This window comes from Ornithinimicrobium pulveris (assembly GCF_050261105.1).
GTDB lineage: Bacteria > Actinomycetota > Actinomycetes > Actinomycetales > Dermatophilaceae > Ornithinicoccus.
On record NZ_CP189837.1, the window covers coordinates 2,272,573 to 2,294,392 of the forward strand.

A 21,820-nucleotide genomic window follows, 5' to 3' on the forward strand; every position below is an offset into this window, starting at 1 on the left:
ACAGATGTGGTCGTTCGGTTCTGTTGCTTCGGGGTTGGTGGTTCGGTGTCGGTGGTTTGACGTCGACGGCGTGGGTCACAGGGCGATGCGAAGCATTCCCACCCCCGGAAAGACAGCGAACAGGACGGTGACCGGCAGGACCAGGAGCACGACCGGGACCATCATTCCGATCTCGCGCTTGCCACCTTCCTCGATCAAGGATTGGCGGGCAGCTTCCCTGGCATCAGCAGCCTGGGCGCGAAGGACGTCTCCGAGTGGAGTGCCGCGCTGCAGCGCGACGACGAGACCGTCCGCGAATCGGGTGATGGGGGCAAGCCCGGTGCGGGTGCTCAGCCCTTCGAGCGCCTCAGGCAGGGAGGCGCCGGTCCGGGCGTGGGCCAGGCACAGGTCGAGCTCGCTCGCCAACTCTCCCGACGACAGTCGCGAGACGCGATCAAGCGCCTGGACGGCGCCCTCGCCCGCCGTCACCGAGAGGGCGAGCAGCTCGGCCATGGCCGGAAACTCAGCCAGGATCAATCGCTCGCGTCGCTCCGCAGCGCGGCTCAGCAGCCAGTCCCGGCCGAGCACTCCCCCGAGGAAAGCGCAGGTGGCGACGATGCCGACCGCAGCCAGGCTCGCCCCCCGGGCCCACCACAGGAGGGACCCAAGTGAAGCCACGAGAACGGTGGCACCCAAGCCCCACAGCACCTGTTGGATCCGGAAACCCTCGACGTCGGCCGGCAGCCCGGCCCGTTGCAGCCTGGTCCGCACCGAGTCCGTGCCGCCGAGGACCCTGTCCAAGCGGTGGGCTGCTCGCCGGGCAAGCGGCCCCAGGATGTCGGAGGGCCGGTGGGTCCTGGGATCGTGCAGGTCCAGCAGCCGGCTGCGGCCAAGAGGCCGATCGAGGTAGGGCGCAATCCGGTCGTTCAGGTCGATGCGGCGCGCGCTCGGCACGCCTGCGAGCGCCATGATGATCCCGCCGGCCAACAGCGCTCCCAGCACTGCTCCCCACCAGTGCGCCGTGGTCATCGCAGCACCCGCCGTTCCTCCGGCAGCCGCCCGATCACGATCATCAGCCGGTAGGCCACGATCGTCAGCGCTCCCCCCACCATCAGGATCCCGACTCCGGTGGGTGTGCTGTAGGCGGTGAGCGTGCTCCCTCGAGTGGCCAGCATGGCCAGCACGGCCCACGGCGCGACCATGGCCAACCGGGCGGCGTTCACCGTCCACGACTGGCGCGCCTCAAGCTCTGCACGGGCACGTGCGTCCGCACGAAGGAAGGTGGACAGCGTCGACAGGACACGCCCTAGGTCGGTGCCGCCGACGTCGCGCGCCAGCCGCAGCGCTTCCACCAGCCGATCCGAGACCGGATCCGCGAGTCGATCCTTGAGGCGGTCGAGGGAGTCCGAGAAGCGGCCGGTCGCGCGATAGTCGTGCCCGAACTCGACAAACTGCGGACGCAGGCTCTCTGGCCCTCGGTCCCCCAACTGCACCAGCGCCTCCGGGAGTGCGAGCCCGGCGCGCACCGCGGAGTGAACGTGGTCGACCACCTCGGGCCACACGTCCCTCAGCCGAGTGCGACGCTTCCGGGCACGGGCGCGGATCACCGCCACCGGCGTCCAGGCGCCCATCACCGCGAAGCAGAGGCTGATCGGGAGGACCCTGGTGATCGCGAGGCCGAGGACCAGGACGATCGCCCCCAGCCCGGCGGACATCCCCAGCACGGTCCAGGGGCCGATGCTCTTCAGGCCCGCCAGGGTGATCTCGTCCGCCAGCCGCTCGATCATGCGGCGTCGACCCATCCGCGAGGGCGTGCTGCTTTCCCTGGGCCAGCACGACCACCAGATACAGGCCAGGCCTAACCCCAGAGTCAAGCCCCACAGCGCGCCCTCCATCAGCGGGCCCTCAACAGGTCCGCAACGTCATACCCGGCTCGAGCGAAGCGATCGACATGCGGCGGGAAGCCATCGGCACGGACAACCTGGTCCCCACCGGGCTCCCGCCGGTAGAGCTCGGCGATCTCCACCACGTCGCCCTCCACGCGACCTGGCAGCGCCACGATCTCGCGAACCCGTCGCGAGCCGTCGGCCTCCAGACCCAGGTGGACCACCACGTCCACAGACGACGCAACGGTCGGGACGACGAAACTGGCGGAGACATTGCTACCCGCCAGCAGCGGTAGCGTGCACATCTTGGTCACGGCCTCGCGGGCGCTGTTCGCGTGGAGGGTGCACATGCCAGGCAAGCCACTGTTGAGGGCGATCAGCAGGTCGAGTGATTCCGCCTGTCGGACCTCGCCGACGATGATGCGTCCAGGGCGCATCCGGAGGGCTTCCTTGACCAGGCGCCGCAGCGGGATCTCGCCCGTGCCCTCCAGGCTGGGCTGCCGGCACTGCATCGCGGCGACGTCGCGGAGGTTCACCTTGAGCTCGAAGACCTCTTCGCAGGTGACGACACGCTCGTGCGCCGGGATCGCCGCTGCCAGACAGTTGAGCAGGGTAGTTTTGCCCGCCTGCGTGCCACCCGCGACGAGGATGTTCAGGCCGCTCACGACGGCCGCTTCCAGGAAGCGCGCCGCGTCCGCGGGCAGGCTGCCCATCCGCACCAGATCGGCGAGGTCGTCGGCGGCCACCACGAACTTGCGGATATTCACGGCCCAGTGGCGACGGGTGATGTCAGGGATCACGACGTGCAGCCGGCTGCCGTCGGGCAGGGAGGCATCGACGAAGGGACTGCTCAGGTCGACCCGGCGCCCGGAGCTGCGCAGCATGCGCTCGACGAGGTCCTGGACCTGCTGCTCGGTCATGAAGGTCGGTGTCAGCTCCGGACGACCGTGTCGTGCGACGAAAACCTTGCCAGGCTCGTTGATCCACAACTCCTCAACGGTGGGATCGTCAAGATACGGCTGGAGCGGTCCGTAGCCGGCGACCGACTCCATCAGCACCCGCTGGGTCTCGTCTCGATCACGCAGAGGGCGGTGCTGACCAGAGAGTCCACGGTCTTCGTAGTCGTCGAGGACCTCACCGATCAGCGCCCGCACTGACAGCGCATCCTGGGCAGGGTCGAGGCGCCGTTGCCGAATCAGCTCACGGACGTCGTCCTCGATCAGCTGTAAGGCGGTTGCCTGCACGTTGTCGTCCCTCCCCAGGATCGGCACTGCTCCGGTTGCGGAGGTGCCACGCCACCCCATGGCAGCAAACCTGGACCCGACTGTAAAGAGTCTTGACCAAGTCCTGACCAAGTCAGAACCGAATCTGTGGACAACGCGGCCATCGGGCACCCCTTCAGGCCACGCTGTGGATAACCCAGGCACTGGCAGGACTAGCCCCCGCACGATGTTCGGGTGGAGATCATCGTGACCAGGTATGACGACCGACACCGCGACACCTACGTGGTGCAGGCGCCGGACGGTTCGCCGACCTCGCAGTTGGCCGCTCGGCTCGGGCTGGAAGGTGAGGGTCTAGCCATTCCATCGGGGAAGGTTCCCCTGCTGCACGGGCTGAACCTCGCCGAGCCCGCGACAGCGAGACCGTCACCAGGGGTGCGGGTCGCGATCGCCGCCGGGCCGGACGCCGGAGGGTCCGTGGTCCTCGAGCCCGGACGGACGGTCAGCGTGGGCCGGAGCCGGGCCTGCGAGCTGCAGATCGAGGACCCGAGCATCTCGCGCTGCCATCTGCGCCTACGGCTGGCGAGAGAAGCGATCGTCGTGGACGACCTCGCCTCCACCAATGGGCTCGTCATGAACCAGCAGCCGACCGCATCCACGCAACTGGCTGCGGAGTCGAATCTGCGGGTCGGCTCTTCCCGACTCGAGCTGCTGACCGAACCCGTTCCACCACTGGCCAGCACCGTCCGGTGCGGGAGACAGGTCGTCACCCCGTGGTCACGCCCGGTTCCAGACGTTGCCGCCGTCACCTTCACCCGACCCAGCCTCCCGGGCCGCCGGGCGGTGCGCTCGCCCAGTGCGCTGGCCTGGGTGCTGCCCTTGGTGATCGCCACCGCGGTGGCGCTCGTGCTCCGGATGCCCTGGATCATGCTCTTCGGACTGCTGGGTCCGGCCATGGTCCTCGGCCAGTACCTCGGCGACCGGAAAGCGGCGTTGAAAGAGCATCGGGCCGCGCTCCGCGAGCATCACCACAGAAGCGCCGAGATGGACGAGGCCATCCGGGTTGCCCTCCTGACCGAGTCGGCGCACCGCCGACGCCTCCATCCGGGGGTCGTCGGCGTGCTCAGATCGCTGCTACCAGAGCCCACGGTGGAGTTGTGGACCGTTGGGTCCGGCCCCGTCGAGGTGGTGGTCGGCGAGCACACCGCCTTGTCGAACGTCACCGTTGACGGACAACCACTCCCACTCGCGGAGGCACCTCTGCCGATGTCCCTGGACCAGCCCATCGCCATCATCGGCCGACCCCACCTCCGGGATGCCGCAGTACGGTCCTGGTTGCTCCAGGCGTGCACCAGACACCCACCGTCACGCTTCGGTGTTGCCATCGACTCCCGGGAGCCACCATCGGCGTGGGACGTGCTGGCCTGGCTACCGCACACCCACCCGGCCACGGCGCCGGAGGATCCGACATGCGAATACTCACTCCGGTGGGGCCAGGACCTCGTCCTGGTCGATGATCCGCGGGACGCCCCTCAGGAAGGCACCCGCATCCTGCTGCTCGACGCCCGCAACGGCCTGCTCCAGCACCCCGGCCAGCCAGATGTCCCGTTCGTCCCGACCCTGATGTCCCTGGAGGTAGCGCGATCCCTCGCTCGCAGGCTGGCCTCGCTCAGCGACGGCTCCACCACAGCGGCTGCGGAAGCGCCCACCCTCGGCCGGTTGACCACCTGGCCGCAGGACCCCGACCTCGTCACGTGGCACGAGGGGGCTGCCGACCTCCGAGTGCCTGTGGGCACCGATTCCGGGGGCTGCACGGCCTACCTCGACCTCCAACGGGACGGCCCCCATGCCCTCGTCGCGGGCACGACCGGATCAGGGAAGTCCGAACTCCTGCGCACCCTGATCACGAGTCTGGCGCTGCGGAACAGTCCCCGACAGCTCTGCCTGCTTCTCATCGACTACAAGGGTGGCGCCTCGCTGGCGGAGTGCGATCGGTTGCCCCACTCCAGCGGTCTTGTCACCGACCTTGACGCGCACCTGGGCGAACGCGTCCTCATCTCGCTCCGCGCCGAGCTCAAGCGTCGCGAACGGGTTCTGGCCGACGCGGGAGTCCGTGACCTGCGCGAGTACACCGGACCGGATCTTCCGCGCCTCGTCATCGTGGTGGACGAGTTTCGAGTGATCGCCGAGGAGATTCCGGACTTCCTGGACGGCATGGTGCGGCTCGCCGCCGTGGGCAGGAGCCTCGGGCTCCACCTCGTGCTGGCGACCCAGCGACCAGCCGGTGTCGTCAGCGCCGACCTGCGCGCCAACGTCAACCTGCGCATCGCTCTCCGGGTGAGGGACCAGGCCGACAGCCTCGACGTGATCGAGTGCACCGACGCTGCCCAGCTCCCCGAAGATCGGCCAGGGCTAGCTCTCATGCGCACCGGCTCCTCACCCATCCGCCGGATCCAGGTAGCCCCGGCTGCTCCCCAGCCCAGTGACCCGGCTCCGCACGCACGACCCGACGCTCGGTCCCGGTGGACGATCCGCCGGGCTCCTGATCTGTGGTCCGCCTGGGCGACCATCAACGCTCCTGAGCTCATCGCGCGCGGCGAGAGTGGTCTGGCCGATCTTCCTGAGATTCTCGGCGCGGCCGCCGAAGCCAGACATGAGTCCGCCAGGCCGGTCTGGGTTCCCGCGCTGCCCAACACCGTGACCCCGCGTGAGCTTGCGACCCACCCTCAGCAGAGTGCTTCGGCCTCGACCCATGACGCGTGGGCCCTCGCCGATCGCCCGGAGCGGCAGCGCACCGAGCTGCTGAGGTGGCAGGCCGCTTCCCACATCGCCATCGTGGGTGCCGCGGCGACGGGGCGGACCACGGCCGCTCAGGCCCTGGCTCGCTCCGCCTTGACCGCCGAAGGGTCCTGCTGGCTCTACCTTCTGGACCCTGGCGGGGGACTGGACGGATGGGCGACATGCTCACGCGTCAGGGCGAGAGTAGGGCCCGACCAACGAGCCCACGGGCTACGGGTGCTGGAGGTGATCAATGCAGAGATAGACCGGCGACGGGCCCAGTCGCATCGCGAACGCACCCCTGTCGTGGTGCTGCTCGACGGGTGGGACCGCTGGATCGAGGACTACGAAGGACTAGAGGGTGGACGGGGCATCGACCTGGCCCTGCGGATGCTGAGAGAAGGCGCTGGAGCCGACGTCTACTGCATCGTCACCGGCGACCGGTCCCTCCTGGTGGGTAAGCCGGCAGCGCACCTGCCCGACGTGTGGGCGCTGCACCTGCACGACCAGACCGATCTGCTGCTCGCCGGCCTGCGGCCGAACCAGATCCCCGTCGACCCACCCCCTGGCCGGCTCGTGCGTCCCCGAGACGGCGTGGTCGCCCAGGTTGTGCTGGACGACCAGACCGGGCACAGGGACGAGCACTGGCACACCCGATCGCCGCATGAGCAGGGCGCACCTCAAGCCGTCGCGGCTCTGCCTCTTGAGGTTTCCGGCTCGGGCTGGGCGGTCGGTGGGGACGACGCCGAGCAACTGCCTCCACCGCCCGGATCGTTGATCGTCCTCGGCCCACCGCGCTCAGGGGTGAGCACGGCCCTCCACCAGATCGCTGCGGCCACCACAGAGGGTTCCTCGTCACATGCTCGGGGATCCGCGCCGGCTCTTCAGGGCTCGTCCCCGAGCCTTCTCACAATGACGCCGGAACGCCTGCTCGCAGCAGAACTCCCGGACCTGCTCCAGCACCACACCGGCACGGTGATCGTCGACGACGTCCACCTCCTGGCCGGCACACCGGCCGACGAGCTGATCCTCTCTTGGGCGCGCACGACGGGGGGTCGGGTCCTGGCGGGTGGGGACCTGGACGCGTGCGCCAACCAGTTCCAGGGACTGGTGCCGTGGTTGACCCGCCAGCGCACCGGGGTTGTCCTGCAGCCATCCTCGCCTCAGGACGGGCTATGCCTGGGAGCGCGTCTGCCCGTGGGCGACAGCAAGGTCCCGGGTCGCGGCGTGCTGGTGGAACGCGGCCGGTGCACCCGAATCCAGGTGGTCAGGGACGACCCTCCAGCCGACCCATGAGGAAGGTCGAGCCGATCGCCGTCATGCCCCCGACGAGCACCAACGCGGCTACCCACCACGGGGCGAACTGGAAGAGCGCGATGCCCAGCGGCACCATCAGGAAGTTGAAGGCGATCGCCGGCGCCTGAGCTCGAGGGTGCCGCTCCAGGAGTCCCTTGGCGGTGTAGGACAAACCGATCACGAAGACGACCATCGTGACGACAGACATCACGATGATCATCGGGTCGGTGCCTTCGCCGATCGCCAGCTCATAGAGATAGAAGACGGCGAACCCGGCGATGACCAGCGCCTGCAAGGCGACCACGGTGGCGGCCACCCGGCCGGCCAGCAGTTCGCTCGGGGTGGGGTCGATCGTCGCGTTACGGCGCGGCTCCTGCTCCTCGCTCACGCGCCCACCCCCGCGGCCCGATCGACACGCCCGGCACCGTCAGCCGCCTGCGCTCGGCCTGCCCGCCCTGCCAGTCGCTGACGCAATCCCTCGCGGACGTGCGGCCACTCGGCGTCCAAGATCGAGTACACCGCCGTGTCCCGCACGCTGCCATCCGGCATCACCATGTGCTTGCGGAGGACACCGTCCAAACGTGCCCCGAGCCGCTCGATCGCGGCGCGGGACTGGGCGTTCTGGCTGTGGGTGCGCAGCTCCACCGCCTGGCACCCCAACGCCTCGAAGGCATGTCCCAGCAGCAGCAACTTCGCCTCGGCGTTGACCCCGGTCCCCTGCGCCGACGCGGCCAACCACGTCGACCCGATCTCCAGGCGCCTGTTCGGCTCGTCGATGTTCATGTATGTCGTCATCCCAGCGATCTGTCCGTCACCCGCGCTGCACACCACGAAGGGCAGCATCTTCCCCGCCGCATGCAGCTCGAGGCGGCGCTCGATCTCGGCCGCCATCCGCCCCGGCTCCGGCACGGTGGTGACGCGGGATTCCCACAGCCGACCATCCGCGGCCGCCGCCTCAGCCCCCTCGACGTCCCGCAGCTCCAGCACACGCAGGGTGACGAGGTCACCCGCCAGACTGACCGGCTCGGCATAGGACATGCCGCTCATCCTAAAGAGAGGCCGCGGGTGTGGAAGCGGTGGGCGCGAGCGCACGCGGAGCAGGATCGCACGACTCAGCGAGTGGACCTACAGTGTGCGGATGCGCGACCTAGCCGCAGGGGCAGCCAAGCGCATCGTCCTCGAGGTCCTCGGGTGGACGGTGCTCGCTGTCGGCATCGTCGCGCTCTTTCTGCCCGGCCCCGGGCTGCTGCTGACGTTCTGCGGGTTGGCGATCTTGTCGACGCAGTATCTCTGGGCGCGCAACCTCATGGCGCCGGTGCGGATCAAGGCGCTGCGCGGCGCCGCCGAGGGCGTCCAGACGCCGTTGCGGATTGTGCTGTCCGCCTGCGCCGCGCTGACGATGACGGCGACCGGGATCTTCTGGCTGCTCGACCCGCCCACCCCGACCTGGTGGCCGCTGCGTGATGCCTGGTGGCTGTTCGGCGGTCCGGCGGTCGGCTGGACTCTGGTGGGTTCCAGCCTGATCGCGCTGGGGCTGCTGGTGTACTCGGTCCGCCGGTTCTACGGGCGACCTGACGCGGTCGCCGAGGTGGACCGGCTGGAGGAGGCGCACCGGGCCGAGGTGGCGGCCCGGCGGGCCGAGCGCGTCTAGGGATGGCTCGCGAGGTCGCTGAGCAGCGTCTCCAGCTGCCGCGGGTGCGTCAGGCGCAGGACCGGTATGCCGTGGGGCTGGCTCTGCGCGGCCCGGATCCGGTCGGTCTTCTTGCGGTAGGAGCGGAAGTGCCAGATCAGGATCGAGTCCTTCGAGAAGATCTGGCGGGCGTTCTCGATATTGCCGTTGCAGATGGGGGTCCGGTCCACCCAGCGGTGAGCGGTCCGCCGGATGAGCCGGGCGAGGCTGAGCCAGCGGGGGTAGTCCAACGCCACCATGACCTGCGCTCTGGGAAGCACCACGTCCGACCAGTGGCCGTAGGCCGAGTCCAGCACCCAGGCCGGCTGCGCGGCGAGCGCGGTCGCCAGCTCGCGTTGCTCGGCACGGTCCCGCTCCTGCCACCCAGGCAGCCACCCGATCTCGTCATCGACCAGGTGGACGGGTAACCCCAGCACCTTCCCGGCGCGGGTCGCCGCGGTGGACTTGCCAGACCCGGTGACGCCGTAGAACAGGATGCGCTGCGCCCCTCGGACGTCTGTGATGGTGGCGCGTGGCATCCCGCCATCATGCCTGCCCTAGGCCCCCCAAGTAGGGCCCTGAGGCCCACGTCCTGAGCGAAATCCGCTCCTAGCGTGGCTCAAACGGGTTCACGAAGGGACGTCATGCGGGTGCGGGAACGGGGAGCGAGCACGCTCGAATATCTGGGCGTGGTCATCGTGGCCGTGCTTCTCATCGGCGGTCTGCTGGTGGGCGCTGGTGGCTGGGGGACACAGGTCAGGGATGCGATGGATCGCGCGATCTGCCGCGTCACTTCTGAGATGGGCGGGGACTGCGGCGGACCCGGGGGTTCTGGTCAGCCGATCTCCTTCGCGCCTCGGGAGTGCACCGTCTCCACGAGCAGTGAGACGCACGAGGGCGGGGTCAACATCGTTTTCGTCGATCTCGGTGGTGGGCGGACCGGCAGCGTCCAGGAGATCCAGCTCGCCGACGGGACCACGCGGTTCGAAGTCGCGATCAGCGGCGAGGTCGAGGGCGGCGTCAGCGTCAACCCGAACATCCGCACCGGCCCTGAGGGGCAACCCGGCGTCGGCGCCGGGATCGAGGCTGGCATCAGCGGCAGCCGCGGCACGACCGCGACCTACCACGCGGCCACCCTCGAGGAGGCCCAGGCCTTGCTGGACAGCCGCGGCGACGGCGGTCAGTTGTTGTCCGAGTCGGTCACCTGGGGCGGCGAGGTCACGTTCTCCGCCGACGCTGGCCTGGCCATCCCGGTGGGCAGCGTCGATGTTGACGGGGTCGGGGCCAACTTTGACTTCGCCGGTGGGCACAGCTACGAGACGATCACGCACGCCGACGGTACGACGACCACGCTGACCACCATTGCGGGCGAGGTCGGCGGCGGCATCGACAGCTTGTCCGGCGGTGCAGAGCTGGGCGGCGAGCGCGGGGGCGCGGTCGCGATCACCCGCGACGCGAACGGCCAGATCACCCAGATCCAGCTTGTGCAGACCGGTCAGTTCGGTGGCTCTGGCCACCTGGGCGGCAGCGGCTCGCACAGCAATGGTGTGGGCGTGGGGGGCGATGCCTCCTTTGGCGGCGACTCGGTCACGATCACCACCACGACACTCCAGGTCACCGACGACAACCGCGCCACGGTCGAGGCCTGGATGGGCAGCGCCGACATGAACTACGCCGGCATCGGCAAGCCGTGGGACGTGATGTGGGGCGGCCCGGCCGACACTGCATCGAACGATCCCTTTCAGAACCTTCTGCACCAGGAGGCCGAGATCCTGCAGGTCCAGATGGACACCACGACCGCCGAGCAGACCGTAGGCGGCCAGTGGAGCTTTGGCCCCGCCAACATGTTCCGGCTGGGTGGCGAGTACGTCCACACCACCGTCAACGGTGAGCTCGTCGCGGCGGAGTACTTCGACGCCCCCTCCGCAGGGCAGCGTCCCCGGGTGGTGGCCGACGTCTGCCACCGCTGACGGCGGCCCTCATCCCCCCGCGAGCTCGCGAGGGTCGGTGACCACGCGCTCACCGAGCGTCAACGAGAAGCCCTCGACCGGTGAGACACCAGTCGGCGCACGCTCCAGCCAGGCCGCCAACCCGGTCGCGTCGATCTCCGACAACGCCTCGGCCGCTCGCTCGGGAGAAGCGTTCCGCACCGTGCACTCGAGTCCACCGGCACTGGCGGTGCAGTCCAAGGCCGACCCGGGTTCAGCGCGCGTGAGCGCGTCCACCGAGCTCAGCCACCACGTCGTGATCCGGGCATCCGGCTGGGCCAGCCGGACGTTGAGCTCGGACTCCTGTCCCTCAACCCGCCAGGTCGAGGTGTGAAACAGGATCGTGGACAGCGCCTGGGCCGTCGGCTCAGGATCACCGAGCACCTCGGGAGCGAGGACCAAGGTCGAGTCGATGGGCCGCCCCGCCCTGGGCGAGACACCGCTGCCCGGTGAGGTGGACTCCCAGTGGACGTCGACGACACCGGGGACCTCATCGATCTGTTCTGCGAAAGTGCGCAGGCCGCTCGGAGACCGCATGTCCCGCACGATGCCGGTCACGAAGATCACGACTCCGACCATGATCGCCACCAGCAGCACGACGAAGAGCACTCCCATCCTGCCCCGGACCCCCCGCACACTCATCGGCGCGACGCTCAGTCGAGGACCGCACAGGGCGGCGCCGTCGACTCGCGCTGCGGTGGGGCCCCGATGGTGGGTATGCCGAGGCTCACCGCGGGCTTCTTCGTCGCCCCCGGGGTCGCGCCCTCCTGGAGCGCCGCCCAGGCGTCGCCACCGCGGGTGCGGCGCACGGCATACGCGCCACCTTGGACACCGGAGTCGGCGATGAGGTGGTGGGGGGCGCCATACGTGACCTCGACCGTGACCGCGTCGCCCGGCCGGGGCCGGTCGGCACCCTCCGGCACGGCGAAGTGCACCAGCCGGTTGTCGCGGGCGCGGCCGGACAGCCGCTCGGTCTCGGCGTCCTTGCGCCCCTCGCCCGGCGCGACGAGCACCTCGACCTCCCGACCCTCCAGCTCGCGGTTGCCGGCCCAGGAGACCTCCTCCTGCACCTCGATGAGCCGATCGAAACGGTCCTGGACGACCTCCTTGGGCACCTGCCCGTCCATCTCGGCCGCGGGGGTGCCGGGGCGGATCGAGTACTGGAAGGTGAACGCGCTGGAGAAGCGGCTGGCGCGGACGACGTCGAGTGTGCCCTGGAAGTCCTCCTCGGTCTCCCCCGGGAAGCCGACGATGATGTCGGTCGTGATCGCGGCGTCGGGTATCTGCTCGCGGACCCGGTCCAGGATCCCGAGGAACTTCTCGCTGCGGTAGGAGCGGCGCATCGACTTCAGAATGCGGTCCGAGCCGGACTGCAGAGGCATGTGCAGGCTCGGCATCACGTTGTGCGTCTCCGCCATGGCGGTGATGACGTCGTCGGTGAACGCCGCGGGGTGCGGGCTGGTGAACCGGACCCGCTCCAGGCCCTCGACCTCCCCGCAGGCGCGCAGCAGCTTGCCGAAGGCGAGGCGGTCGCCGAACTCGACGCCGTAGGTGTTCACGTTCTGGCCGAGCAGGGTGATCTCCACGACGCCCTGGGCGACGAGCGCCTCGATCTCGGCGAGGATCTCACCGGGACGCCGGTCCTTCTCCTTGCCGCGCAGCGCCGGGACGATGCAGAAGGTGCAGGTGTTGTTGCAGCCGACCGAGATCGACACCCAGCCGCTGTATGCCGAATCCCGCCGGGTGGGCAGGGTGCTGGGGAAGGTCTCCAGGGCCTCGAGGATCTCGACCTCGGCGCGCTTGTTGTGCCGCGCCCGGTCGAGCAGAGCAGGCAGCGAGCCGACGTTGTGGGTGCCGAAGACGACGTCCACCCACGGAGCGCGCTCGACGATGGTGGAGCGGTCCTTCTGGGCCAGGCAGCCACCGACCGCGATCTGCAGGTCCGGGTTCGCGAGCTTGGCAGGGCGCAGCTGACCGAGGTTGCCGTAGAGCTTGTTGGCGGCGTTCTCACGGACCGCGCAGGTGTTGAAGACGACGACGTCGGCGACCTCCGGCCGGTCACCGGCGGGCAGCGAGGTCAGGTCGACATAGCCAGCGGTCTCGAGGAGGCCCGCCAGGCGCTCGGAGTCGTGCACGTTCATCTGGCACCCGTGGGTGCGCACGTCATAGGTCTTGGTGATCATCGCGCGTTCCAGGATACGGCGTGGGGCGCGTGCGGCCGCATCACGCGAGGGGGCCATACCCTCAGTCGCTCAGGCGAGGAGGCTGACGAGTCCGCGGATGAGGGCCACCACTCCCCCGGCGGTGGCCACCACGATGGCCACCGTGCGCGCCGTGCTCAGGTCGACACGTCGGGCAAGGACCGTGCCGAGGGCGATGCCGAGCGGCACACCGGCGACGGCGACCACCCAGCCCCACCACGGCACCACACCGGGAGCAGGGGTGGCCCCGGCGATCGCCTTGGTCAGGATCGAGGCGAGGTTGGCGAGCAGGAAGACGGGCTGCAGGGTGGCCGCCATCGAGCGCTGATCCCAGCGGGAAGCAACGGCGTAGACGGTCATCGCCGGAGCAGCGACCCCAGCGGTGGTGTTCATGAAGCCCGCCACCGCTCCGGACGTCACCGCCGGAAGTCTGCCCGTCACATTGAGGTGACGCTGCAGACCTAGCGCTGCCGCGATCGCGATGAGGACACTGGCCCCGAGGACCACGTCGAGCACACCGGTGTCGACCACCCGGACGACCCACGCTCCGACCGCTGAGCCCACGATCAGCAGGGGCGCAACCCCGGCGAACCGGTGCCAGTCGATGTCCGCTCGCAGGATGATCATCAGCGCCACCGCCGCCGTCGCTGCGGCGACATTGCTCATCGTCACGCCCGCCAGCGGTCCCAGCACGATCGAGAGCAGCGGGGCTGCCACCAGCCCCAGACCCATCCCGGCGACCCGTTGGAGCGCGGTGCCGAGCAGCACCGCCACGACCACGACCACCGCGACCCCGACGCTCACGGGTCCCACCTTCGCACGTGGCCGGGGTCACGCCCGCCGGACCGCCGCTGGCCTCCCGCGCGGACTAGAGTGAAAGGCATCATCCCCGTCAGCGAAGGAGCGACGACGATGTCCGAAGATCGCGACATGATCAGCGACGGCCTCGGGGTGTACAGCGTGGACGAGGAGGATCAGCTCGATCCTTCCGACACCCTGGACGAGGACTCCCGGGACCCGCTGGACCGCGGCTATCGGGTGGGCGACCAGTACCGCTGGTCCTCCGCCTACTCCGATGGCGCCGAGACGATTGACCAGCGCCTGCGGCAGGAGGTGCGTGACCCCTACGCCGCCTACGACGATGCGGCAGCGGCGCAGGAGCACCCGGGCCGGATCATTGCCCCTGACGAGGGTCGCTATCCCGACCGCGAGGCCAGGTTGGTCGCTCGCGAGGGGCAGGCCACCAGTTGGGATTCACCGGAGGAGTCGGCGATGCACTACGTCGACGAGTCCGAGCTCACCGACAGCTGACCTGAGCCGGCGCAGTCAGTCCCGCAGATGCTCAGGCAGCTCGTCCAGGGCCTCGCGCACCACCTGGTAGGCAACTCCTGGCCCGTAGCCCTTCCTGGCCAGGAAGGCGGCCAGCCGCCGGGTCTGCACGTCCCGATCCAGGCCCCGCATGGTCCGTAGCCGACGCGCCACGAGCGCTCTCGCCTGCTCCTTCTCGTGCTCGGGGTCGATCTCCTCCAGGGCTGCATCCACGACCTCGTCGGACAGTCCCTTGGCGCGCAGCTCGTGCCGCAGCGCACCGGCGGCCAGGCCCTTGGTCTCCTGCTTGGAGCGGACGAACATCTCGGCATAGGCCTCGTCGTCCACCAAGCCAACCTCGCCCATCCGATCCAGCACCCGGGCTGCCACCTGCGGCTCACACCCGCGGTCGCGCAACCTGTCCTCGAGTTGTCGCCGGGTCCGGGGACCCATCGCCAGTTGACGCAGCACGATCTTGCGGGCGATCGCGTGCGGGTCGGGCTCGCTCTGCTCGGGTGCGGCCGGCCGGAGCCCGGAGGCGCTGGCGGCGGACTCAGCCGCCGCCAACGCCTCGCGGGCTGCTAAGAGCCGGTCGCCCCCGCGGGGGTCGGGGTCCATCAGAAGTCGACCGGGACCTCACCAGTGACCGGGTCCACCCCGGCCGGGAGGTCGTCAGCAGCCTCGGGACGCACGCCGATGCCCAGCTTGCTCTTGATCTTGTGGTCGATCTCGTCGGCCAGGTCCGGGTTGTCCTTGAGGAACTGGCGGGCGTTCTCTTTGCCCTGACCCATCTGGTCGCCCTCGTAGGTGTACCACGCTCCCGACTTGCGCACGAAGCCATGCTCCACGCCCATGTCGATCAGGCCACCTTCTCGGGAGATGCCCTGGCCGTAGAGGATGTCGAACTCGGCCTGCTTGAACGGCGGGGAGACCTTGTTCTTGACGATCTTGGCGCGGGTCCGGTTGCCGACCGCGTCGGTGCCATCCTTGAGCGTCTCGATCCGGCGCACGTCGATGCGCACCGAGGCGTAGAACTTCAGCGCCTTGCCACCGGTGGTGGTCTCGGGCGAGCCGAACATCACGCCGATCTTCTCGCGCAGCTGGTTGATGAAGATCGCGGTCGTGCCGGTGCTGCTGAGCGCACCGGTGATCTTGCGCAGCGCCTGGCTCATCAACCGGGCCTGCAGACCCACGTGGCTGTCGCCCATCTCGCCCTCGATCTCCGCCCGCGGCACCAGGGCCGCGACCGAGTCGATGACGATGATGTCCAGAGCGCCGGAGCGGATCAGCATGTCGGCGATCTCCAGCGCCTGCTCACCGGTGTCCGGCTGGCTGACCAGCAGGGCGTCGGTGTCGACGCCGAGCTTCTTGGCGTACTCCGGGTCGAGCGCGTGCTCGGCGTCGATGAAGGCGGCGATCCCGCCGTTCTTCTGCGCGTTGGCCACCGCGTGCAGGGCGACAGTGGTCTTACCGCTGCTCTCCGGGCCGTAGATCTCCACCACGCGGCCGCGCGGCAGGCCGCCGACCCCGAGCGCCACGTCCAGGGCGATCGCCCCGGTGGGGATGATCTGGATGGGCGGCCGGTTCTCATCGCCCAGGCGCATCACGGAGCCCTTGCCGTGCTGCTTCTCGATCTGGGCCATCACCGTGTCCAGGGCCCGCTGGCGGTCGTTGTTGCCACCGGCTCCGTTCGTGCCCGCATTCATGCCTGCGGTCCTGCTCGGCGTTGCTGACTTCGTCGCCATGTCCTGCTCCTTCATCGCTCTCGTGGTGGGGCGCGCCTACCTTCGACCGTGTCCCGATCAGACGCTAGGTGCCACCACCGACAGACCCGACCCCACGCAGACAGACTGTGGATCCCGGGCGCCGACCACGGCACCATGTGGACAACCGTAATCGAAAACGTGTACGAGATCCGGCACGACTCCCCCGGCGTGTCGCCGAGGCCCATCGCCCGCCCCGTAGACTCCACCCAATCCCCCGGGGACCGGACGCCGCCGTCCAACCTGCACCCACGTCATACCACCAGGAAAACCATGGCCCTGCTCGTGATGAAGTTCGGCGGCTCGTCCGTCGCTGACGCCGAGGCGATGCAACGCGTCGCCCAGCGCGTCGTCGCCGCGCACCGCGCCGGCAACCAGATCGCCGTCGTCGTGTCCGCCATGGGCGACACCACCGACGACCTGCTGGATCTGGCCGACCAGATCTCCCTCGGGACCGCTCCCGAGCGCGAGATGGACATGCTGCTGTCGGCCGGCGAGCGCATCTCGATGGCGCTGCTGGCGATGGCCATCCAGGGCCAAGGAGTGGCGGCGAAGAGTTTCACCGGCGCCATGGCCGGGATGCGGACCGACACCGCCCACGGCCGAGCGCGCCTGCTCGAGGTCCAGCCGGCTCGCGTCCGGCAGACGCTCGACGACGGCGCTGTCGCCATCGTCGCGGGCTTCCAGGGCATCTCCACCGACGACGACATCACCACCCTGGGCCGTGGCGGCTCGGACACCACCGCGGTCGCCCTGGCCGCCGCGCTCGACGCCGACGTCTGCGAGATCTACACCGACGTCGACGGCCTCTACACCGCGGACCCCCGCATCGTCCCCGCCGCTCGCCGCGTCACCCGCCTGACCATCGAGGAGACTCTCGAGATGGCGGCGCACGGCGCCAAGATCCTGCACCTGCGCGCGGTCGAGTACGCCCGCCGCTTCTCCGTCCCCCTCCACGTGCGCAGCTCCTTCTCGGACAAGGAGGGCACCTGGATCATCGTTGGCCGACCCCTTACGGAGGACACCATGGAAGAGCCGCTCATCTCCGGTATCGCCCACGACCGCACCCTCGGCAAGGTCACCGCCGTCGGCATCCCGGACCGTCCGGGCGCCGCCGCGGCGGTGGTCCAGGCCGTGGCACGAGCCGGGGTCTCGATCGACATGATCGTGCAGAACGTGTCGACCTCCCAGGCGGACACCTCCGACCTGTCTTTCACGCTCCCCGAGGTCGACGGGCAGACCGCGGTCTCGGCCGTGCGGGAGCTGCAGGAGAGCATGGGCTTCCAGGACGTCCTCTACACCAGCCACGTCGGCAAGCTGTCGCTCGTTGGCGCCGGTATGCGGTCCAACCCCTCGGTTGCCGGTGACCTGTTCTCCGCCCTGGCCGACGCTGGCGTCAACATCGAGATGATCAGCACCTCCGAGATCCGGATCTCGGTGATCTGCGACCAGGCTGATCTGGATCGCGCCGTGCGTGCGGTGCACACCGCCTTCGAGCTGGACGCCGAGGAAGAAGCCGTGGTCTACGGCGGGACGGGGCGGTGACCGGTATGCCGCAGCACGACCGACACCTGCACGTCGCCCTCGTCGGTGCCACCGGCCAGGTGGGCTCGGTGATGCGCCGACTGCTCAGCGAACGCGCCTTCCCGATCGCCTCCGTCCGCTACCTCGCCTCCGCCCGCTCAGCCGGCAGCGAGTTGCCGTGGGACGGCTCGACCAACGGTATCGACGGGTATGACGCGCCTCGCCAGATCGTGGTCGAGGACGTCGCCACAGCCGACCTTTCCGGCGTGGACGTCGCGCTCTTCTCCGCCGGCGGCAGCGCCTCCCGGGAGCATGCGCCCCGCTTCGCCGAGGCCGGTGTGATCGTGGTCGACAACTCTTCGGCCTGGCGGATGGACGAGGAGATCCCGCTGGTGGTCAGTGAGGTCAATCCCGACGACCTGGAGCTGGCCACCCGCGAGGGCGGCCGCCGGATCGTGGCGAACCCGAACTGCACCACGATGGCCGCGATGCCCGTCTTGCGTCCGCTGCACGCGGAGGCCGGACTGGAGCGCCTGCGGGTCGCGACCTACCAGGCTGTGTCCGGCTCGGGCCTGGCCGGCGTGAGCGAACTGGGCGACCAGGTCCGCGCCGCCCTGACCGGCGACATCCCCGTCGAAGCCCTCACCCACTCCGGTGACGCGGTGGAGCTGCCCCAGCCTGCGACATACGTGGACTCCATCGCCTTCAACGTGCTGCCGCTAGCCGGTGACCTCGTCGAGGATGGCGAGACCTCCGAGGAGGTCAAGCTGCGCAACGAGTCGCGCAAGATCCTCGGGATCCCCGAGCTCGCCGTCTCCGGGACCTGCGTGCGGGTGCCGGTGTTCACCGGCCACAGCCTGGCGATCCACGCCGAGTTCGGCGCTCCGATCAGTCCGGAGCGGGCCACCGAGTTGCTGCGTCAGGCTCCCGGCGTCGAACTGGCCGACGTGCCGACCCCGCTCGCCGCGGCCGGATCCGATCCGTCCTTCGTGGGCCGGATCCGCACCGATCAGTCGGTGCCGGGGGGTCGTGGCCTGGTGCTCTTCGTGAGCAACGACAACCTGCGCAAGGGAGCGGCACTGAACGCGGTCCAGATCGCCGAGGTGCTGCTGGAGCGCGGCCTGGTCTGAGCCGCTCAGGCTGACCGCCCGTCATCGACCGTCATCCGCTTCGGCGTCGGCTGGGGCCTGGGCCTGGGCCTGGGCCTCGGCGCCACTTTCGTGTCTACGCGCGCGCCTCGCCGGTCATTCGCCTGCGCTTCTCCTGAGACATCCCGGGAGGTCTCGTCCTGAGTTTGTCCACATCCCCGTGGGTGGGGTGCTCTCGGGGATCTTGGTTGTGGACAACTGTCGGGTATGTCGGAGGTGTGTTCTAGGGTGGGTGGTAGTTCAGGAAGAGGGGCTTTCTGGATAGTCCCGGTCTAGTGGAGGGAAGCGGGGTGAGGTGGGGATGGCGACGCAGCCAGAGCGTGACGAGCCTTCGCGTGACGAGCCTGCGCGGGATGCGCGTGAGCGTGAGCGTGATGCGGTCGAGCGGGAGCGGGCGGACTGGGATGAAGTACTTGGCTTCCTCCCAGCGGCCACCGACGAACCTGCCACGCCTGCTGTTCCGGAGGCCGATGACCCTCCCGGTCCTGGTACGACCGGTGAGCCAGGTGAGGACGCCACCGCCAGCCTGGGGGTGGTCCAGGCAGCGACCCGGGCGTTGGAGGCCCTGGGTTTGGATGCGGGGTCTGCGGCTAGGTGGGTGGGGGCGATCTCGGCGCAGGTCGCTGCTGATGGGACCGAGGCCGTGGGGGTGCCGGTGCCGGCCACCGCTGGGGAGGTGTTGGACGGGATGGCAGCGATGCGGCATGCGCAGTGCGAGCTGGAGGCCGCGTTGCTGGTCGCTACCCAGGACCTGGTCATGGCCGCGGGCAGCACCCTGCTGGGCCGACGCGGGGTGGATGACCCGCGAGCGTTGTCCAAGAGCGCGCACCAGTCCTGGCGGGCAGAGACCAAGGCTGCTGTGGCTGGAGAGGTGAGCGTGCTGTCCGGGATCGGTATCTGGCAAGCCCGCCAACAGGTCGCCCTGGCCACCGTGCCCGGCACGATCCGTTCCCACCTGCTCGGTGCGCTACGCCGAGGCGAGATCGTCCGACAACAGGCCATCACTTTCCAGGCCCAGACCCGGGCCCTCCCCGTAGACCAGACAGCACGGGTGTCGCTGGTGATGTTCGGCACCGACAAAGACGTCGCCGCTGTTGAACGTCTGGACCCCGACGGTGAACTCGTGCCCGGCAAGCCCTGGTATCACAGCGAGTTCAAAGCCGCTCTGGCACGCGAGATCACCCGCGCCAGTACCCAGGACGAAGACCAGACACAGCGGGTCAGGGACGCCGCCCACGCGGCCCGCGACGCCCGCCTCGATATCGGGGAGGAGGGCGTGGCGAACCTGCTGGCCCAGTTCGGGACCGTCACCGGGATCGCGGTCATCACCCGCATCGATGACATGGCCCGCCGCGCCCGCAAAGGCGGCGACCCCCGCACCCTGGCCCAACTCCGCTCCGACATCACCGCCATCCTCCTCATCCACGGCACCCTCACCCTGCCCGGCGAACCCACACCCCACAACACCTGCAACCAGACCAGCCAGGACAGCCGCTGCGGTCAGGACGGCCAGGACGGCCAGTGCGGTCAGAGCGCTCAGAGCGGCGATGGTGATGACAGTGTTGGGGCCGGGGCCGGGGCCGGGTGCGGGTGCTCCTGCCAGGCCGGGGGCCAGGAGAGTCTGTTTGATGAGGTGATCACTCCCGAAGACGCCCAGGCCCTGCGCGCGATCATCAACGCGACCCCGGCCGGCAAGGTCGAGCTCCTCATCCCCTGGGACAGCCTCATCGGAGCCGTCTGCCCACACTGCACCACCCCCGTGGGACACCCACCGTCCACCCCACACGGACACGACGAGACGGACCCTGCGGAACACTCTGCCTGCGATGCTCAGGAGGACTCTGCCTCGGGTCCTGGGGAGGGCTCTGCCTCAGCTGCTCAGAAGGGCTCTGTCGCCGGTCCTGGGGAGGGCTCTGCCTCTATCCCTGGGAGCGAACCCGGGGTGGGCTCTGTCCCGGGTCCTGGGAAGGAATCCGTCCCGGGTTCTGGGGAGGACTCTGCCCCCATCCCTGGCAGCGAACCCGGGGTGGGCACTGATCTGGATGGTCCGCACTCACGGTGCGCCCCTGGCGCACCCTGCCAGCCCGGGGACGGGACCATGCCACCCGCTGGGCGGCGGGCGCCGAGGGGGGTGGGGGAGTTGGTCGGGTGGAACTCGGGGTTCATCACCCCCCGGCAGGCCCGGCAGATCGTGCTCACCCCCGGAACGGTGCTCTCCCGGCTCCTGTACGACCCGGCCGACGGGCGCTGTATCGAACGCTCCACCTTCTCCCGCACCCCGGATGCGGACATGAAGCGTCAGATCTGGGCCGCGGACAGGTACGGGCGCGGCCCTGGCTCGCGCCGCCCGGCCGACAGGTGCGAGATCGACCACGAGAAGGAATGGTCCACCCACGCCTGGACCGCCGAGATCAACCTGAACTCCAAAGAAGCCCTCGACCACGCCCGCAAGACCAAAAAACTGTGGACCTCGATCATGAACCGCCGCCGCGACCTCACCTGGACCACCCTGCTCGGCCAAATCGCCAGAACCCGCGGCCACGACTACCGCCAATACCTCGACCGCCTCACCACCAAGACCCCCTACAGCCCACCCGAACCCCCAGAAGAACCAGTGGCCGGGACGACTCCCCGATACGGCGATCTGCTACGCCAGCGCAGCGAGCAGGACCGCGCCGACCTGGCCTACCGCCGCGACCTGATGAACCAACTCCTCTACGCCGCCCTGGTCCACCGCAACCCCGGCGAACGGACCGAAGCACACGACGACATCGTCGGCTCCGAAGACTGGCTCACCATCGAAGACTGGGGACACCTGCACCACACCGACCACAACGGCCAACGACGCCCCGGCCCACCACCCGACCACCCCACCCCAGAACAACTCCTCGACCTACCGGCCCAGCCGCCGCCCGGCCCCGAGCACACCAGCGCCGACGAGCCAGCCACCCCCTGGACCGACCACCAAGACAACCGCGACGACGACCCCCCACCCTTCTGACCTAGGGGCCTGGCGCTGGCCGCTCCGCAGACCCGACGCTGGCAACTCCCCCGCCCCGG

Annotated in this window: 18 protein-coding genes; 7 read left to right on the forward strand and 11 right to left on the reverse strand. The window is 69.5% G+C overall.

What is annotated here, in order from left to right:
- Window positions 1–75: 75 nt before the first annotated feature.
- The 3 genes from ACQBAT_RS10635 to ACQBAT_RS10645 are packed head-to-tail and all read right to left on the reverse strand — an operon-like array spanning window position 76 to window position 3,109.
- Complete coding sequence (locus tag ACQBAT_RS10635) at window positions 76–1,008, reverse strand: type II secretion system F family protein (protein ID WP_420746600.1); 933 nt, start codon at window positions 1,006–1,008, stop codon at window positions 76–78.
- Complete coding sequence (locus ACQBAT_RS10640; protein WP_420746601.1) at window positions 1,005–1,874, reverse strand: type II secretion system F family protein; 870 nt, start codon at window positions 1,872–1,874, stop codon at window positions 1,005–1,007. Before ACQBAT_RS10640 ends, ACQBAT_RS10635 begins: the two co-directional genes overlap by 4 nt.
- On the reverse strand, window positions 1,874–3,109 hold the full coding sequence (locus ACQBAT_RS10645; protein WP_420746602.1) for a CpaF family protein: 1,236 nt from the start codon (window positions 3,107–3,109) through the stop codon (window positions 1,874–1,876). The genes ACQBAT_RS10640 and ACQBAT_RS10645 overlap by 1 nt, the downstream gene beginning before the upstream one ends.
- 213 nt (window positions 3,110–3,322) lie before the next feature.
- Here ACQBAT_RS10645 and ACQBAT_RS10650 point away from each other — a divergent pair, with 213 nt between their 5' ends.
- Window positions 3,323–7,159 carry an FtsK/SpoIIIE domain-containing protein gene (locus ACQBAT_RS10650; RefSeq protein ID WP_420746603.1) on the forward strand — a complete coding sequence of 1,279 codons (3,837 nt, stop codon included), beginning with the start codon at window positions 3,323–3,325 and terminating at the stop codon, window positions 7,157–7,159.
- Here ACQBAT_RS10650 and ACQBAT_RS10655 read toward each other — a convergent pair.
- Window positions 7,131–7,547 carry a hypothetical protein gene (locus ACQBAT_RS10655; protein WP_420746604.1) on the reverse strand — a complete coding sequence of 139 codons (417 nt, stop codon included), beginning with the start codon at window positions 7,545–7,547 and terminating at the stop codon, window positions 7,131–7,133. The two genes, ACQBAT_RS10650 and ACQBAT_RS10655, sit on opposite strands and share 29 nt — an antisense overlap.
- Window positions 7,544–8,197: a GNAT family N-acetyltransferase gene (locus ACQBAT_RS10660; protein ID WP_420746605.1), complete on the reverse strand. Its 654-nt coding sequence runs from the start codon at window positions 8,195–8,197 to the stop codon at window positions 7,544–7,546. Before ACQBAT_RS10660 ends, ACQBAT_RS10655 begins: the two co-directional genes overlap by 4 nt.
- A gap of 100 nt (window positions 8,198–8,297) precedes the next feature.
- Here ACQBAT_RS10660 and ACQBAT_RS10665 point away from each other — a divergent pair, with 100 nt between their 5' ends.
- Entirely contained in the window at window positions 8,298–8,810 is a 513-nt protein-coding gene (locus tag ACQBAT_RS10665) for a PGPGW domain-containing protein (RefSeq protein WP_420746606.1), read from the forward strand.
- On the opposite strand, the gene ACQBAT_RS10670 is transcribed toward ACQBAT_RS10665, so the two are convergent.
- Window positions 8,807–9,367, reverse strand: a complete 561-nt coding sequence (locus ACQBAT_RS10670; protein ID WP_420746607.1) for an adenylate kinase — start codon at window positions 9,365–9,367, stop codon at window positions 8,807–8,809. The genes ACQBAT_RS10665 and ACQBAT_RS10670 overlap by 4 nt on opposite strands.
- A 105-nt stretch (window positions 9,368–9,472) precedes the next feature.
- Here ACQBAT_RS10670 and ACQBAT_RS10675 point away from each other — a divergent pair, with 105 nt between their 5' ends.
- On the forward strand, window positions 9,473–10,798 hold the full coding sequence (locus ACQBAT_RS10675; RefSeq protein WP_420746608.1) for a hypothetical protein: 1,326 nt from the start codon (window positions 9,473–9,475) through the stop codon (window positions 10,796–10,798).
- A gap of 9 nt (window positions 10,799–10,807) precedes the next feature.
- Here the strand turns inward: ACQBAT_RS10675 and ACQBAT_RS10680 are convergent, their stop codons facing one another.
- The 3 genes from ACQBAT_RS10680 to ACQBAT_RS10690 all read right to left on the reverse strand — a co-directional run bounded on the left by ACQBAT_RS10680 (window position 10,808) and on the right by ACQBAT_RS10690 (window position 13,821).
- Window positions 10,808–11,458: a hypothetical protein gene (locus ACQBAT_RS10680; RefSeq protein ID WP_420746609.1), complete on the reverse strand. Its 651-nt coding sequence runs from the start codon at window positions 11,456–11,458 to the stop codon at window positions 10,808–10,810.
- A gap of 11 nt (window positions 11,459–11,469) precedes the next feature.
- A complete protein-coding gene (miaB, locus tag ACQBAT_RS10685; protein ID WP_420746610.1) occupies window positions 11,470–12,999 on the reverse strand; it encodes a tRNA (N6-isopentenyl adenosine(37)-C2)-methylthiotransferase MiaB in 1,530 nt (509 codons plus the stop codon).
- Window positions 13,000–13,068: 69 nt separating this feature from the next.
- Window positions 13,069–13,821: a TSUP family transporter gene (locus tag ACQBAT_RS10690; protein ID WP_420746611.1), complete on the reverse strand. Its 753-nt coding sequence runs from the start codon at window positions 13,819–13,821 to the stop codon at window positions 13,069–13,071.
- 108 nt (window positions 13,822–13,929) lie between these two features.
- Here ACQBAT_RS10690 and ACQBAT_RS10695 point away from each other — a divergent pair, with 108 nt between their 5' ends.
- Complete coding sequence (locus ACQBAT_RS10695) at window positions 13,930–14,328, forward strand: DUF5709 domain-containing protein (protein ID WP_420746612.1); 399 nt, start codon at window positions 13,930–13,932, stop codon at window positions 14,326–14,328.
- Between the two features lie 15 nt (window positions 14,329–14,343).
- On the opposite strand, the gene ACQBAT_RS10700 is transcribed toward ACQBAT_RS10695, so the two are convergent.
- Together ACQBAT_RS10700 and recA are read right to left on the reverse strand one after the other, a co-directional pair.
- Window positions 14,344–14,943, reverse strand: coding sequence for a regulatory protein RecX (locus ACQBAT_RS10700; protein WP_420746613.1), 600 nt, complete (start codon window positions 14,941–14,943; stop codon window positions 14,344–14,346).
- Window positions 14,943–16,031 carry a recombinase RecA gene (gene recA, locus ACQBAT_RS10705; RefSeq protein WP_420746628.1) on the reverse strand — a complete coding sequence of 363 codons (1,089 nt, stop codon included), beginning with the start codon at window positions 16,029–16,031 and terminating at the stop codon, window positions 14,943–14,945. The genes ACQBAT_RS10700 and recA overlap by 1 nt, the downstream gene beginning before the upstream one ends.
- Window positions 16,032–16,361: 330 nt before the next feature.
- Here recA and ACQBAT_RS10710 point away from each other — a divergent pair, with 330 nt between their 5' ends.
- The 3 genes from ACQBAT_RS10710 (at window position 16,362) to ACQBAT_RS10720 (ending at window position 21,761) form a co-directional block, all read left to right on the forward strand.
- Window positions 16,362–17,633: an aspartate kinase gene (locus ACQBAT_RS10710; RefSeq protein WP_420746614.1), complete on the forward strand. Its 1,272-nt coding sequence runs from the start codon at window positions 16,362–16,364 to the stop codon at window positions 17,631–17,633.
- Between the two features lie 5 nt (window positions 17,634–17,638).
- Window positions 17,639–18,742, forward strand: a complete 1,104-nt coding sequence (locus tag ACQBAT_RS10715; protein ID WP_420746615.1) for an aspartate-semialdehyde dehydrogenase — start codon at window positions 17,639–17,641, stop codon at window positions 18,740–18,742.
- 319 nt (window positions 18,743–19,061) lie between these two features.
- Complete coding sequence (locus tag ACQBAT_RS10720; RefSeq protein ID WP_427197684.1) at window positions 19,062–21,761, forward strand: hypothetical protein; 2,700 nt, start codon at window positions 19,062–19,064, stop codon at window positions 21,759–21,761.
- Window positions 21,762–21,820: the final 59 nt, after the last annotated feature.